This is a genomic window from Scandinavium hiltneri (assembly GCF_024764835.1).
Taxonomy (GTDB): domain Bacteria; phylum Pseudomonadota; class Gammaproteobacteria; order Enterobacterales; family Enterobacteriaceae; genus Scandinavium; species Scandinavium hiltneri.
Window position 1 is genome coordinate 425080 of the sequence record NZ_JALIGE010000076.1, and the last position, 15704, is coordinate 440783.

The window sequence follows — 15704 nt, forward strand, 5'->3', positions numbered from 1 at the left end:
GTTACTCCTTACGCTTTTACGACCTGAACGAGGTTGGTGTGCGACGGGTTGCCCTTCGCCAACGGCGACGGACGCTGAGTGGTCAGGACGTTAATACAGCCCGCCTGGTCAACACCTTTTGCATCCGGCGCGTACCATGCCCCTTCACCCAACGCCACAACGCCTGGCATCATGCGCGGCGTTACCTTCGCTTCAATGTGAACCTCACCGCGACCGTTGAAGATCTTCACGCGGTCGCCATTGGCAATCCCACGCTTCTTCGCATCCATCGGGTTCATCCACATTTCCTGAGGACATGCCGCCTTCAGAACATCAACGTTGCCGTAAGTCGAATGGCAACGCGCTTTATAGTGGAAGCCCGTCAGCTGCAACGGATAATCTTTGGCCAGCGGATCGTCGTAGTTTTCGAATCCAGCCGCGTAGATTGGCAGTGGATCGATAACGTCGCCCTCCGTCAGTTGCCAGGAAGCGGCAATCTCAGCCAGCTGCGCTGAGTAAATTTCGATTTTGCCTGACGGCGTGGTCAGCGGATTGGCAGCCGGGTTCTCACGGAATTCCTTATAGGCCACGTGATGCCCTTCTGGATCGCGCTGCTTGAACATGCCCTGCTTGCGGAACTCTTCAAATGTCGGCAGTCCAGGGATAGCCCGGCGAGACTGTTCATACAGATGGCGCATCCACTCTTCCTGGTTGCGGCCTTCGGTGAACTTCTGCTCAACGCCCATGCGTTTTGCCAGCTGAGTGGTCATCTCATAGATGGTTTTGCACTCGAAGCGCGGTTTGATAACCTGGTCGGCAAAGATGACGTAGGACATGTTGCCGCAGGACGCATCCAGCGCGAAGTCCATCTGTTCAGACGCGGTGCAGTCTGGCAGCAGAATATCGGCATACTTCGCCGAAGAGGTCATGTGGCAATCCACCACCACAATCAGTTCGCACTTCTTGTCATCTTGCAAGATGTCGTGGGTGCGGTTGATATCGGAATGCTGGTTGATAATGCAGTTGCCCGCATAGTTCCAGATCATCTTGATCGGTACATCGAGCTTATCTTTGCCTCGCACGCCATCGCGCGTTGCGGTCATTTCCGGGCCGCGCTCAATCGCATCAGTCCACATAAACATCGAAATACTGGTTTCAATCGGGTTATCCAGCGTTGGCATACGTTCGAATGGCAGATCGTAAGAACCTTCACGTGCGCCGGAGTTACCACCGTTAATCCCGACGTTGCCGGTCAGAATCGACAGCATGGAGATAGCACGGGTAGCAATCTCGCCGTTAGCATGGCGCTGCGGACCCCAGCCCTGACTGATAAATGCCGGTTTGGCCATCGCGATTTCGCGCGCCAGCTGGACAATACGTTCCGCCGGGATCCCGGTGATGGACGCTGCCCATTGTGGCGTTTTAGCCGTGCCGTCTTTACCCTGGCCCAGAATGTACGCTTTATAGTGGCCGTTCGCTGGCGCAGTGGCCGGCAGGGTTTTCTCGTCGTAGCCGACGCAGTATTTGTCGAGGAACGGTTGATCAACCAGATTTTCAGTGATCATCACCCATGCCAGGCCTGACACCAGTGCACCGTCTGTACCTGGGCGAATAGGGAGCCACTCATCTTCACGGCCTGCACCGGTGTCGGTGTAGCGCGGATCGATGATGATCAAACGGGCATTCGATTTCTGGCGTGCCTGTTCAAGGTAATACGTCACGCCGCCACCGCTCATGCGAGTTTCACCTGGATTGTTGCCGAACAGCACAACCAGCTGACTGTTTTCAATATCTGACGGGCTGTTACCGTCGGCCCAGCCGCCGTAGGTGTAGTTCAGACCTTCCGCAATCTGTGCGGAAGAGTAATCGCCGTAGTGGTTCAGGTAACCGCCGCAGCAGTTCATCAGACGGGCAATCAGCGTTTTTCCAGGAGGCCATGAGCGCGTCATGGTGCCGCCCAGCGTACCGGTACCATAATTCAGGTAAATAGATTCGTTGCCGTAATCTTTGATCAAACGCTGCATGTTGTTGGCGATGGTGTCATACGCCTCTTCCCAGCTAATACGCTCGAACTTACCTTCTCCACGTTTACCGACGCGCTTCATCGGATATTTCAGTCGGTCAGGGTTATACACACGGCGACGCATAGAGCGGCCGCGAAGACAGGCGCGCACCTGATGCAGGCCGTCGTAGTTATCGTCGCCGGTATTGTCGGTTTCAACGTATTTGATTTCGCCATCAACCACGTGCATTCGCAGCGGGCAGCGGCTACCGCAGTTCACCGTACAGGCGCTCCAGACCATTTTCCCGGCAGCGGCGGCTGGCGCAATAGCGTCGGCAGCATTCGCAATACGGGTAAACGGTAATGTGAAGGCACTACTGGCGATTGCCAGTCCGCCGATTGCCGAGGTTTTCATCAAACCTCGACGGCTGACTTCGGCAGTCAACAAAGCATCAGGGGCTTTTATTTTCATGAATACTCACTTCATTGCTCATTGAAATGAACCAATCGCTATATAGATATGTATATAACGAAATCAGTCTTTTTTAGAGTTTTATGCTGCTTCTAATTCGAAGGGAGTATCCCTGCTTTCGACTGAAGGGTTATTGTTCAGTATCAATACAGGCATAAAAAAAGCGCCCTGAGGCGCTTTTTAAGAAAGGAATGAGGCGTTATTATCAGCCTATGAACTCAATACCGTTCATGTAAGGACGCAGTACTTCCGGCACTTCAATGCGACCGTCAGCCTGCTGATAGTTTTCCAGCACCGCAACCAGCGCGCGACCAACAGCCAGACCGGAACCGTTCAGGGTGTGCACCAGACGGGTTTTCTTGTCTGATTTATTGCGGCAGCGAGCCTGTAAACGACGCGCCTGGAAATCCCACATGTTTGAACAAGAGGAGATTTCACGATACGTGTCCTGCGCTGGCAACCAGACTTCAAGATCATAGGTTTTCGCCGAACCAAAACCGATATCACCACTGCACAGCAGCACTTTACGGTACGGAAGGCCCAATAGCTGCAACACTTTTTCAGCATGACCCGTCAGTTCTTCCAGCGCATCCATAGAATCTTCTGGACGAACGATCTGCACCATTTCAACTTTATCAAACTGATGCTGGCGGATCAGACCACGCGTATCACGCCCATAAGAACCCGCTTCGGAACGGAAGCATGGGGTATGCGCGGTCATTTTCAGTGGCAGAGCATCTTCATCGATAATCTCGTCACGAACCAGGTTGGTCAGTGGCACTTCGGCAGTTGGGATCAACGCGTAGTTGCTGCTGTCTGCAGCTTCATCCAGCGGACGGGTGTGGAACAAATCACCGCCAAATTTCGGTAACTGACCCGTGCCGTACAGTGTTTCATGGTTTACCAGGTACGGGACGTAGTTTTCGACATAACCATGCTGTTCGGTGTGCAGATCAAGCATGAACTGGCTCAGGGCGCGATGCATACGCGCGATTTGCCCCTGCATCACAACGAAGCGAGAACCCGTCAGTTTAACCGCGGACGCAAAATCCAGGCCTTTCGCCATTTCACCTAACGTGACGTGATCGCGTACTTCGAATTCGAATTTACGCGGCTCACCCCAGCGGCTGATTTCAACGTTTTCGCTGTCATCTTTACCCATCGGTACACAATCGTCCGGGATATTAGGCAGCGTCAACGCAATGTCGCGGATCTCAACCAGCAGAGCATCGAGCTCAGCTTTTGCGGCATCCAACTCTTCACCCAGCTTGTTCACTTCCAGGCGTAATGGCTCGATATCTTCCCCGCGCGCTTTCGCCTGGCCAATGGATTTCGATCGCGAGTTACGCTCTGCCTGCAGATTTTCAGTGTTTACCTGCAGAACTTTACGACGCTCTTCAAGAGCGCGAAGTTTATCTACATCCAGCTTAAAGCCTCGGCGTGCCAGTTTTTCTGCGACTGCGTCTGGCTCGGTACGCAGCAGATTGGGATCGAGCATGCTTATCCTGTGCTTATCGAATTAAAATGAGGAAAAGACCGCAGCCTGCGGCCTTTAGAGGTTCAGCGATAACCTTACCGCAACGTCTTGTTTAGCGGTAGCGTTTTGTGGGGCTATTTTGATCCTGTTCGGTAAGCCAGGCGAGCTTTTCACCAATCTTACCTTCAAGACCACGCGAGGAAGGCGTGTAATAGCGCGTTTGCGACATTTCTTGCGGGAAATAGACTTCGCCAGCCGCATAGGCATTGGGCTCGTCGTGGGCGTAGCGATACTCCTGGCCGTACCCCATCTCTTTCATCAGTTTGGTCGGTGCATTGCGCAGATGTACCGGCACGTCATAGTCAGGTCGGTCGCGGGCATCGGCCATCGCCGCTTTAAAGGCGGTATAAACGGCGTTGCTCTTCGGTGCACAGGCCAGGTAAACAATCGCCTGCGCAATGGCCCGCTCCCCTTCGGCTGGGCCGACGCGAGTAAAACAATCCCAGGCTGAAATCGCCACCTGCATCGCCCTGGGGTCAGCGTTGCCGACATCTTCGGAGGCGATCGCCAGACAACGACGGGCAACGTACAGCGGGTCACCCCCGGCAGTAATAATCCGTGCGTACCAGTACAGGGCTGCATCCGGTGCGCTGCCGCGAACAGATTTGTGAAGCGCGGAGATTAAGTCGTAGAAGCGGTCGCCTTTGTTATCAAAGCGCGCGCTGCGTTCCCCGGCAATCTCAGTTAACAACTCAGGCTTTAATACGCGTTTGCCGGAATCATCCAGCTCCGCCATATCTGCCATCATCTCCAGAGTATTTAACGCCCGACGTGCATCGCCGTTGACCAGTTCTGCGATCGCTTTGCGAGTGTCGTCAGGTAAGACGATGTCCTGGCCGCCGTAGCCGCGAGCACTGTCTGTCATCGCCTGGGTTAATACCTGTTCGATATCTTCGACGGTGAGCGATTTCAGCAGATAAACACGGGCACGGGAAAGCAGTGCCGAGTTGAGTTCAAAAGAGGGATTTTCGGTAGTGGCGCCAATGAAAAAGATGGTCCCATCTTCAATGTGCGGCAGAAAAGCATCCTGCTGGCTTTTATTGAAGCGATGGACTTCATCGACAAACAGAATGGTGCGTCGCCCGGCGTTGCGATTCTGCCGGGCGCGTTCGATAGCTTCTCGAATTTCCTTCACACCAGATGTGACCGCAGAAATGCGTTCCACGTCGGCGTTGGCGTAGCGGGCAATCACTTCTGCCAGCGTCGTTTTCCCGGTCCCCGGCGGCCCCCACAGAATCATTGAATGCAGATGTCCAGCTTCAATGGCCCGTGGCAGCGGTTTACCGGTAGCCAGCAGATGCTGCTGGCCAATGTACTGCGCTAAATTTTCTGGCCGCATACGCGCGGCCAGAGGTTGAAACGCATTATCGGAAAAATCGAGCGACAGATTGCTCACGCGCGCCTCTTATTTACGCTGATCGTCCACCGTTACTCCTTTTGGCGGAGTAAAGGTAAATTTGGATGCGTCCACCGCGCCGTTTTGCTGGGACTTCAACTGATAGCTGCTACGCTGATCGTCCTGCTCAATGGCGCTGAACTGATGAATGGTGCCATCGCGGCTCACGTTGATGGTGAACTCTTTCAGATTACCGTTGCTACCTTTCGGGGTCAGCACAAAATCGTCACCGCTCTGCTTGATGTTGTACTGCTTCCAGTCGCTGGACTGGTTACGCGCAATCAGCATAAACGGCGTGTTGCTGGTCGCGTCTTTCAGCCAGGTCGCAGTTGCCTGTTCGACAAACGGGTTATAGAACCACAGCGTTTTACCATCGGAAACCAGAATACTTTCATCCGGTTGCGTCATATGCCAGTTGAAGAGATTTGGACGCTTGACGGATAAATCGCCCTGTCCGTCCTGAACCGCATTACCGCTACCATCGGTCACTTTCTGGGTGAAGCTGGCGTTGAAACTGCTGACTTTATCCAGGCGGCTTTTCAGGTCGCTAGCAGCATCGGCCCAGACGCTGCTGGCAACAAAACTGGTCAGTAAGGCACAGGTGATGGCAAATTTTTTCATCTTCATTCCTTAAATGCGTCACTCCCGACGCGGGAGTCTCTTTGTTTCCACTGTAGGCAGTGCACCTACAGTGGAACAGGAGAAAATACTGATTTTTTGGCTATTTACGCAACTTTTCAAACGCTGCGTTTAATCAAACGGAGGCGGGGCCAGTACTTCACGGTTGCCGTTATGGCCCGCTTCGCTAACGATCCCCTGCGCTTCCATCTGCTCAATGATACGCGCGGCGCGGTTATAACCGATGCGGAACTGACGCTGTACGCCAGAGATAGAGGCTTTGCGTTTTTCGGTCACAAACTTCACCGCCTGATCGAACAGCTGGTCGAGCTCTTCACCGTTGTCCAGACCGGCTGCACCGCCCTCGCTTTCGCTGTCGGAGGTAATACCGTCGACGTACTGCGGACGACCGCGCGCTTTCCAGTCCTGAACCACGGCGTGGACTTCCTGGTCACGGACGAATGCGCCGTGAACACGCGTCGGTGCCGAGCTGGAATTCGGCCCGGAGTAGAGCATGTCACCCATACCGAGCAGTGATTCCGCACCGCCCTGATCGAGAATGGTACGGGAGTCAATTTTGCTCGACACAGTAAAGGCGATACGGGTCGGGATGTTCGCTTTGATAAGACCGGTAATCACGTCAACCGACGGACGCTGAGTCGCCAGCACCAGGTGAATACCGGCGGCACGTGCTTTCTGCGCCAGGCGGGCAATTAACTCTTCCACCTTTTTACCAACCGTCATCATCAGATCAGCGAACTCATCAACCAGCACCACGATGTACGGCAGTTTTTCCAGCGTTGGATGCACCGCATCCATACTGTCACCCGGTTTCCAGTAAGGGTCCGGGATCGGACGGCCCATCTGTGCAGCCTGAGCAATCTTCTCGTTATAACCCGCGAGATTACGTACACCGAGCGCTGACATCAGCTTGTAACGACGTTCCATTTCATTGACGCTCCAGCGCAGGGCGTTGGCAGCATCCTTCATATCCGTCACGACTTCCGTCAGCAGATGCGGAATACCCTCATACACTGAAAGCTCCAGCATTTTCGGGTCGATCATGATGAAGCGCACGTCTTCCGGCGTTGCCTTGTAGAGCATGCTGAGGATCATGGCGTTCACACCGACTGACTTACCGGAACCGGTCGTACCGGCCACCAATAAGTGAGGCATTTTTGCCAGATCGGCAATCACCGGCTCACCGGCGATGTCTTTCCCGAGCACAATAGTCAACGGTGATGGGCTGTCGCGGAACTTCGCACAGTCCAGCACTTCACGCAGGTAAACGGTCTGGCGTTTTTTGTTTGGCAGCTCCAGACCCACGTACGGTTTGCCTGGAATAACCTCAACCACACGCACGGCGACGGTCGACAACGAACGCGCCAGGTCACGAGAAAGGTTCGAAATACGCGCAGCTTTCACACCTGGCGCCAGATTCAGCTCGAAGCGGGTAATGACCGGGCCCGGCGAATAGTTCACAACGTCAGCCTTGATGCGGAAATCGGCCAGACGTGTTTCTACGAGGCGCGCGGTTTGCTCCAGCGCGAAGGTATCAACCGGTTCGATTTCACTCGGCGGCTGAGTCAACAGATCCAGCGACGGTAATGGCGTAGTCGGTTTTTGCAACGGACGATCGTCACCGTTACGCATCAGCAGCGGGTGAATCAGGCTTTCCTGCGGCTGAGGCACGGGCTGTTGCTGAGGCTGCTGGTAAGCAGGTTGCGCCTGCGTAGCCTGCTGCGGTTGCTGATATGCCTGCGGCTGCGATGCCATTTGCTGAGGTTGCTGGTAAGCCTGTTGTGGCTGTTCCGGCGCGGCACTCGGCGTAAATAACGGCGCTTTCGGCGCATCATCGACCAGCGTTTTCATCGGTGAGAATTCATAGTCCGTAGGCGAGAACGGATTCGCACCCTGCGGCTGTTCGCTGGAATAACGTTGCTGCTGCGTGGCGGCAAACTGGCGTGCCAGTTCGGCTTCTGCGGCAGCGGCTTCCTGCGTCTCATCGTAGCTGTTGTCTTCGTATTCCTCGCCATAACGCTGCTGCTGGGTGGCAGCAAACTGACGAGCCAGCTCGTCCTGATGCAGTTCATCGGCGTCTTCATCGCCCATCAGCTCGTCAGACAGTTCTTCGGTAGGGCGCTGTGACGGTATTTTGATACCAAAAGAGGCCGAGGCAAGTTCACGACGCGTTGGTACACGCACAGGATTTGGACGTGGAAGCTGCGGGCCAATGCCTGCTTTAACCTGCGGACGCGGCGCATCCGCCGGGCTGAACAACTGAGCAGCCGACGCGGCTGTTGCTGCAGCGGCGGCAGCACCGGTTGCCTGATGAACGCTGGCAGCTACGGAAGCAACAGCTGCTGCTGGGGCGACCGCGGCCAGTGGATCGACAATCGATGCAGACGGCACTGGCATAGTTGGCATTGGTGTCGTAGGTTTCACTGTCGCCGGTTCCGGCGTTGGTTGGTACCACGCCGCAAGTTGTTCACGTTCACGCGCACGCTTCTCTTCCACTTCTTCGAAATAGTAGAGCGGTGGGCGCTGCGGTTTAATTTCCTCTTCCGGTTCCGGCGCCACTTCTGGCATCTGCGGAGCGTGCTCTACAGGCGGAATATATTCAGGCTGGGCGCGATACTCGGGGTCAGGCTGCGCGTACTGCTGCACTGGCTGCGGATCCTGCCACAGTTCTTCGATAGATGGCTGATGACGGAAGGCTTCTGGCTGAACATATTCTGGTTTCGCGACGGGTGCCTGCGGCGGCCAATTGTCCGGAGACGGAGCAATAACCGGATCTGGCGTTTGCGGGGCTGGAACGGCCTGCCATTCCACACTCGGCGCGACCATTTCGCCGCCGGAAATGGAAGGTGCAGCCATCGCGGCTGATGCAGGTTCTGCCCAAGCCTGAGTGGTTGCCATCGCAGCGGCTGCTGCGGCAACCGGTTCGGCGATAGAGTGACCGTTCATCAGCGGATCGTTTTCATCCCAGGCTGCCGGGCGGGTCGTGCTGTTGCCGGAGAAAAGAACATCGTCGGCATCAGGCTGGCGCATTGCGCTATTGCCCGAGAACAATACGTCATCGGCATCTGCGACTTGACCGCGAGCGCTATATTGAACTTCAGCTTCGTCTTCATCCATTCGACGACCGGAGAACAACGCAGCGTCCGTTTTACGACCCATCGGGTTGCTAAACTTATCGGCAATGCGCTGACGACGCGCCAGTGCACCGCGCAGAATACGGGCGCGGCGCCCTTCTTTCTTCGGTGCGGCGTCATGATCGTCTTCGTCATCTTCGTACTCTTCGTCGTCAATCCACGAATCGTCACGACGGGTACGGTTGCTGGCGAAGGTCAGAATATTGAGTATCCAGTTACCGATTTTCTCGGCAATGCTGACCCAGGACCAGCCGGTGAACAGCGTCAGTCCTGCAGCCCAAATGCAAAGCAAGGCAAGCGTACCGCCGCTGCTGTGCAGCATGGGTTGCAATGCGGTGCTGAGCAGACTGCCGATAACGCCACCGGAGGCGAAATACCAGATGTCATCTGCGTTGATAGCGGCAAGCCCACACAGGGTGAGGATCATCGCCAGGACGCCAATCAGACGTAGCGCCACAGCAAAATAATCAACGTATTCGTCACTCGCACGATGCTTATACGCGAACCAGCAGGCACCGATAATCATCACGGGCAAGGTGTACGCCATTACGCCAAAAATGAAAAACAGCGTATCCGCAAGCCATGCACCCGGCATTCCGCCAAGATTATGTATCGGTTCGTGCCAGGCGGTTTGTGACCAACTGGGATCGGAAGGATTAAAGCTAAGTAGTGCTGCCATCAGCCAGATGGCAAAAAGGGAACAGAGGATCAGGAACGCTTCAAGAAGACGGCGCCCACTGCTTAATCTGTTAATCGTTACTTCTTTTTCTTCAGTGTATTCCTGGCTCAAGAAAGGCACTCCAGGTCCTTGATGCTAAAACGGACAACAGCGCCGGGTCTCCCCGGCACTGTTGCTGTATGGATTAACAGGAGTGTAATCAACTTGCGTTGATTTTGCACCTGTTCCGTTTAGCGAGTCTTAATTACCAGACGATTACTCTGCTTGACCTCTTCCATAACCACGTAGGTACGGGTGTCATTTACGCCTGGCAGGCGCAGCAGGGTTTCGCCTAACAGCTTACGGTACGCTGACATGTCAGGCACGCGGGTTTTCAACAGATAGTCGAAATCACCGGAGACCAAGTGACACTCTTGAATTTCTTCAAGTTTTTGCACAGCGGTGTTAAATTGTTCAAACACATCCGGGGCGCCACGATTCAGAGTTATCTCAACAAAAACCAGCAGCGATGCATCCAGATAATGCGGGTTCAGCAGCGCGGTATAACCCTGAATAAACCCTTGTCTTTCCAGCCGACGTACGCGCTCAAGGCAAGGTGTCGGAGAAAGTCCCACTCGTTTAGAAAGCTCGACGTTGGAAATTCGCCCATCCTTTTGCAATTCGTTCAAAATGTTACGATCGATGCGGTCGAGATCTTTGCCTGGGCGCTTCTTGCTATCTACCATTATTATTGTCTCTCTGTATTCCTTCCCTACTCCTGTCTGGACCCTGTGCACTTCACTGTTCAGAGCCTGTGCCCGTCGTCTGCGTAAAAAATCTGTCACCAGATGTAACGCATAACCCAAGGGTACGTGTTGAGAAGCCGTTGCCTGTCGGCAGCCACCGTCATCTCGAATGGCGTCTGTCCACGCCATGCGCCGATGATGCTGACCCGGTTAAAAATGGCATTTACGTGCATGAAAATTCACCACACGGCAAACGCTGTTTTTTCTCCCTTCATTGTTTTCGCAAAAGCACAGGGGATTGTCAAAGCAAAACATCGATTTTTAGTACAACATGCCAGATATTCATAATCACCCAGGGGCGTTCCTCATGTTATCTCCTTATAATCATCCCGATAGCAGTAGAATTTGTTATCGCAAGCGTAGATAAAACCACCAATCCATTGACGCAATCTATTACACATATCGTTAACAAAATTCCTGCACCCTTTTATTACTTCCGCAAATTCCCTACAATCGCGCCCATTGTCTGCCAACATTTATGGGGATCTCATGGGCACGGCCAAACACAGTAAACTGCTTATTCTTGGTTCTGGACCAGCCGGCTACACCGCTGCTGTCTATGCTGCACGCGCAAACCTGCAACCGGTACTGATTACCGGCATGGAAAAAGGCGGTCAGTTGACCACCACCACAGAAGTGGAAAACTGGCCAGGCGACCCGAGCGATTTGACCGGACCTGCGCTGATGGAACGTATGCATGAACATGCGGTTAAGTTTGAAACCGAAATCCTGTTCGATCACATCAACAAAGTTGATTTGCAGAACCGTCCGTTCCGTCTAATCGGTGACAGCGGCGAATACACCTGTGACGCGCTGATCATCGCGACCGGTGCCTCCGCCCGTTATCTGGGTCTGCCATCAGAAGAAGCGTTTAAAGGCCGCGGTGTTTCTGCCTGCGCCACCTGCGATGGTTTCTTCTATCGCAATCAGAAAGTCGCGGTCATTGGCGGCGGCAACACCGCAGTTGAAGAAGCATTGTATCTGGCAAACATTGCCTCTGAAGTGCACCTGATTCACCGCCGTGACACCTTCCGCGCGGAGAAAATTCTGATCAAACGTCTGATGGATAAAGTGGAAAGCGGCAACATCGTACTGCACACCCATCGCACGCTGGAAGAAGTGACCGGCGATCAGATGGGCGTCAGCGGCCTGCGTCTGCGTGATACTCAGAACAGCGACAACATTGAGTCGCTTGAAGTAGCAGGCCTGTTTGTTGCTATCGGCCACAGCCCGAACACCGGCATTTTTGACGGCCAGTTGGCGCTGGAAAACGGCTACATCAAAGTACAGTCCGGTATTCACGGCAACGCAACGCAAACCAGTATTCCGGGCGTGTTTGCCGCAGGTGACGTGATGGACCATATTTACCGTCAGGCGATCACTTCCGCAGGCACGGGCTGCATGGCCGCGCTGGACGCTGAGCGTTATCTCGACGGCTTGGCTGATCAGACCAAATAATCTTTACAAGTCAGTAACAAAGGTAAAGAAGGCGACGATAAGTCGCCTTTATTTTTTCCCCGATGTAACATTGCCGTGCCTAATGATTTCAAATAAGACACCTGCTAAGCACGCAATGAATAAAACCCGTCAACAAGAGCTTACCCGCTGGTTAAAACAGCAAAGCGTTCTCTCCCGCCGATGGCTGATGCTTTCTCGTCTGCTCGGTGCGGTCAGCGGAGTGCTGATCATCGCCCAGGCCTGGCTTCTGGCCAAGATCCTGCACCACATGATTATGGAGAACATTCCTCGGGAAGCGCTGCTGCTGCCTTTTGTAATGCTGGTTCTGGTCTTTATCCTGCGCGCGTGGGTGGTCTGGCTGCGAGAACGGGTGGGTTTCCATGCCGGGCAGCATATTCGTTTTGAGATCCGAAAAATGGTACTCGACCGCCTACAACAAGCGGGTCCGGCGTGGATCCAGGGTAAACCTGCGGGCAGTTGGGCAACGTTGATTCTTGAACAAATCGACGACATGCATGATTACTATGCCCGTTATCTGCCGCAGATGGCACTGGCTGCGTCCGTTCCGATGCTTATCCTTATCGCGATTTTCCCGTCTAACTGGGTTGCCGCGCTAATCCTGCTGTGCACCGCCCCGCTGATCCCGATGTTTATGGCGCTGGTTGGCATGGGTGCCGCAGATGCCAACCGTCGTAATTTCCAGGCACTGGCAAGACTGAGCGGCCATTTCCTCGACCGCCTACGCGGGATGGACACCTTACGTCTTTTCGGACGCGGTGAAGCGGAAACCGACAATATTCGTCAGGCTTCCGAAAGTTTCCGTCAGCGCACGATGGAAGTTCTGCGACTTGCTTTCCTCTCCTCAGGCGTTCTGGAATTTTTCACTTCGCTTTCGATTGCCGTGGTCGCCGTTTACTTTGGTTTCTCCTATCTCGGCCAGCTGAATTTTGGCAGCTATGGCACGACAGTTACCTTAATGTCCGGCTTTTTGGCACTGATCCTGGCGCCGGAATTCTTCCAGCCCTTGCGTGATTTGGGTACGTTTTACCATGCCAAAGCGCAGGCAGTGGGTGCCGCCGACAGTCTGAAGACCTTCCTTGAAGCGCCACTGGCTCAGCCTGAGCGTGGCAGCGTCGCGCCAGATGAAACGCAAAATGTGAGCCTTGAAGCACAGGGTCTGCTGATTAAATCGCCGGAAGGTAAAATCCTCGCAGGACCGCTGGATTTTAGCCTTGCCGCTGGCGAGCGCGTGGTGCTGGTCGGCCAGAGCGGTTCGGGGAAAAGTTCACTGCTCAATACCCTGGCAGGTTTTCTGCCATACGACGGCTCGTTAAAGGTGAATGGGACCGAATTGCGTGACCTGGAACCTGACGCATGGCGAGGCCTGCTGAGTTGGGTCGGACAAAACCCACAGCTTCCCGCACATACTCTGCGTGAAAATGTGCTGCTGGCGAATCCAAAAGCCAATGAGGCACAGCTGCAACACACGCTCGACCGTGCCTGGGTGAACGAATTTGTCAGCCAGCTTCCGCAAGGTATTGATACACCCGTCGGCGATCAGGCGGCCCGGTTGTCCGTCGGTCAGGCCCAGCGAGTGGCCGTAGCCCGAGCACTGCTCTCTCCTTGCCGTTTCTTGTTACTGGATGAGCCAGCCGCCAGCCTCGACGCACACAGCGAACAGCGCGTTATGCAGACGCTGACGGAAGCCGCAACCAACCAGACCACACTGATGGTCACTCATCAGTTAGAAAACCTTGCCGAATGGGATGCCGTTTGGGTCATGCATCAAGGCCAAATCGTCGAGCAGGGTTCGTTTGCAGAGCTTGCTGAAGCACAGGGGCATTTTGCGCACCTGCTTGCCCATCGTCAGGAGGAGATTTAAATGCGCGTTTTAGCCCCTTACCTGGCGCTATATAAGCGGCACAAATGGTTGCTCTCCCTCGGCGTCGTGCTCGCGATTATCACCTTGCTGGCCAGCATTGGTCTGCTGACGCTCTCTGGCTGGTTCTTGTCCGCCTCGGCTGCCGTCGGTTTTGCTGGCGCCTATACCTTTAACTATATGTTGCCTGCCGCGGGTGTCCGTGGGGCCGCCATCATCCGTACCGCTGGACGCTATTTCGAGCGCCTGGTCAGCCACGATGCGACCTTCCGCGTGTTGCAGCACCTTCGCGTGTTTACGTTCAGCAAAATACTGCCGCTCTCCCCTGCCGGGCTGGCTCGTTTTCGTCAGGGCGAATTGCTCAACCGCGTGGTGGCGGATGTCGATACCCTCGATCATCTCTACCTGCGCGTCATTTCCCCGCTGATTGGTGCGCTGGTCGTCATTCTGGTGGTCACGTTTGGCCTGAGTTTTCTCGACCTGACGCTGGCGCTGACCCTCGGCGGCATTATGTTGCTGACGCTGTTCCTGCTGCCGCCGCTGTTTTACCGGGCCGGAAAACCAACGGGTGAGAACCTGACGCAGCTTCGTGGTGAATACCGCCAGCAGCTCACATCCTGGCTGCACGGCCAGGCCGAGCTGACAATTTTCGGTGCCAGCAAGCGCTATCGCGAGCAGATGGAACAGACAGAGCTGAGCTGGCACGAGGTGCAACGCCGTCAATCCGAACTGACAGCCCTTTCCCAGGCGCTGATGCTGCTGATGGGTGCCGCGGCGGTCATTGTGATGCTGTGGATGGCCGCAGGCGGCGTGGGCGGCAATAGCCAGCCTGGGCCGCTGATCGCGCTGTTCGTGTTCTGTGCGCTAGCCGCGTTTGAAGCGCTTGCCCCGGTGACTGGCGCATTCCAGCACCTTGGGCAGGTCATGGCTTCCGCAGTGCGGATAACCGAACTGACCGAACAACAAGCCGAAGTCACCTTCCCGGAGACGGTTTCTGAGGTACCGCAACGCGTGAGCCTGACGCTGAACAATGTCAGTTTCACCTACCCGCAGCAGACGCAGCCCGCGCTGGCGAATCTTAATTTGCGCGTCAACGCCGGAGAACACGTTGCGATCCTGGGCCGTACCGGCTGCGGTAAATCGACCTTGTTACAGTTGCTGACCCGCGCGTGGGATCCTCAGACCGGTGAATTACTGCTGAACGAGCAGCCGATTTCATCTCTGGATGAAATGACGCTGCGCCGCACTATGAGCGTGGTTCCACAACGCGTACACCTTTTCAGCGCTACCCTGCGGGATAACCTTCTGCTGGCGGCCCCGAATGCTACGGATGACGCACTGAGTGCTGTTCTTGTGCGTACCGGTCTGGAAAAACTGCTCGACGATGGCGGGCTCAACAGCTGGCTCGGTGAAGGTGGGCGTCAACTTTCCGGTGGCGAGCTGCGCCGCCTGGCGATTGCCCGCGCCCTGCTGCACGACGCGCCGCTAATGCTGCTCGACGAACCCACTGAAGGCCTTGACGCTACCACAGAAAGCCAAATCCTTGATTTACTGGCCGATGTGATGCGTGACAAAACCGTGCTGATGGTGACCCACCGCCTGCGCGGACTGGCACGTTTTGAGCAAATAATTGTGATGGACAACGGACAAATTATTGAGCATGGTAATCATGCAGAATTGCTGGCCCAACAGGGGCGTTATTATCAGTTCAGACAGCGTCTGTAGACTACTATTCACTATTATT

General features: G+C 54.9%; 9 protein-coding genes. 3 read left to right on the forward strand and 6 right to left on the reverse strand.

The window, feature by feature from the left end:
* Positions 1-8 precede the first annotated feature (8 nt).
* The 6 genes from dmsA to lrp all read right to left on the reverse strand — a co-directional run bounded on the left by dmsA (position 9) and on the right by lrp (position 10563).
* Positions 9-2453, reverse strand: a complete 2445-nt coding sequence (gene dmsA, locus MUU47_RS19530) for a dimethylsulfoxide reductase subunit A (protein ID WP_258989815.1) — start codon at positions 2451-2453, stop codon at positions 9-11.
* Between the two features lie 205 nt (positions 2454-2658).
* Positions 2659-3951 carry a serine--tRNA ligase gene (gene serS / locus MUU47_RS19535; RefSeq protein ID WP_258989816.1) on the reverse strand — a complete coding sequence of 431 codons (1293 nt, stop codon included), beginning with the start codon at positions 3949-3951 and terminating at the stop codon, positions 2659-2661.
* A gap of 91 nt (positions 3952-4042) precedes the next feature.
* Positions 4043-5386, reverse strand: coding sequence for a replication-associated recombination protein RarA (rarA, locus tag MUU47_RS19540; protein ID WP_258989817.1), 1344 nt, complete (start codon positions 5384-5386; stop codon positions 4043-4045).
* Positions 5387-5395: 9 nt separating this feature from the next.
* Positions 5396-6007: an outer membrane lipoprotein periplasmic chaperone LolA gene (gene lolA, locus MUU47_RS19545; protein ID WP_159773360.1), complete on the reverse strand. Its 612-nt coding sequence runs from the start codon at positions 6005-6007 to the stop codon at positions 5396-5398.
* A 129-nt stretch (positions 6008-6136) separates the two neighbouring features.
* Positions 6137-9949, reverse strand: a complete 3813-nt coding sequence (locus MUU47_RS19550) for a DNA translocase FtsK 4TM domain-containing protein (RefSeq protein WP_258989818.1) — start codon at positions 9947-9949, stop codon at positions 6137-6139.
* Between the two features lie 119 nt (positions 9950-10068).
* Positions 10069-10563, reverse strand: a complete 495-nt coding sequence (gene lrp / locus MUU47_RS19555; RefSeq protein WP_000228473.1) for a leucine-responsive transcriptional regulator Lrp — start codon at positions 10561-10563, stop codon at positions 10069-10071.
* A 549-nt stretch (positions 10564-11112) separates the two neighbouring features.
* Here lrp and trxB point away from each other — a divergent pair.
* The 3 genes from trxB (at position 11113) to cydC (ending at position 15685) form a co-directional block, all read left to right on the forward strand.
* The gene (trxB, locus tag MUU47_RS19560) at positions 11113-12081 is read left to right on the forward strand and encodes a thioredoxin-disulfide reductase (protein WP_258989821.1); all 969 of its coding nucleotides are present in this window, start codon (positions 11113-11115) and stop codon (positions 12079-12081) included.
* A gap of 115 nt (positions 12082-12196) precedes the next feature.
* A complete protein-coding gene (cydD, locus tag MUU47_RS19565) occupies positions 12197-13963 on the forward strand; it encodes a heme ABC transporter permease/ATP-binding protein CydD (RefSeq protein WP_258989822.1) in 1767 nt (588 codons plus the stop codon).
* Entirely contained in the window at positions 13964-15685 is a 1722-nt protein-coding gene (cydC, locus tag MUU47_RS19570) for a heme ABC transporter ATP-binding protein/permease CydC (protein WP_258989823.1), read from the forward strand. It abuts the gene before it with no gap.
* The last annotated feature ends 19 nt before the right edge of the window (positions 15686-15704 follow it).

Bases quoted from the DNA above. Each gene is read 5' to 3' on its own strand.
- dmsA (WP_258989815.1), bottom strand. From the start codon at position 2,453: ATGAAAATAAAAGCCCCTGATGCTTTGTTGACTGCCGAAGTCAGCCGT.
- serS (WP_258989816.1), bottom strand. From the start codon at position 3,951: ATGCTCGATCCCAATCTGCTGCGTACCGAGCCAGACGCAGTCGCAGAA.
- lolA (WP_159773360.1), bottom strand. From the start codon at position 6,007: ATGAAAAAATTTGCCATCACCTGTGCCTTACTGACCAGTTTTGTTGCC.
- lrp (WP_000228473.1), bottom strand. From the start codon at position 10,563: ATGGTAGATAGCAAGAAGCGCCCAGGCAAAGATCTCGACCGCATCGAT.
- trxB (WP_258989821.1), top strand. From the start codon at position 11,113: ATGGGCACGGCCAAACACAGTAAACTGCTTATTCTTGGTTCTGGACCA.
- cydD (WP_258989822.1), top strand. From the start codon at position 12,197: ATGAATAAAACCCGTCAACAAGAGCTTACCCGCTGGTTAAAACAGCAA.
- cydC (WP_258989823.1), top strand. From the start codon at position 13,964: ATGCGCGTTTTAGCCCCTTACCTGGCGCTATATAAGCGGCACAAATGG.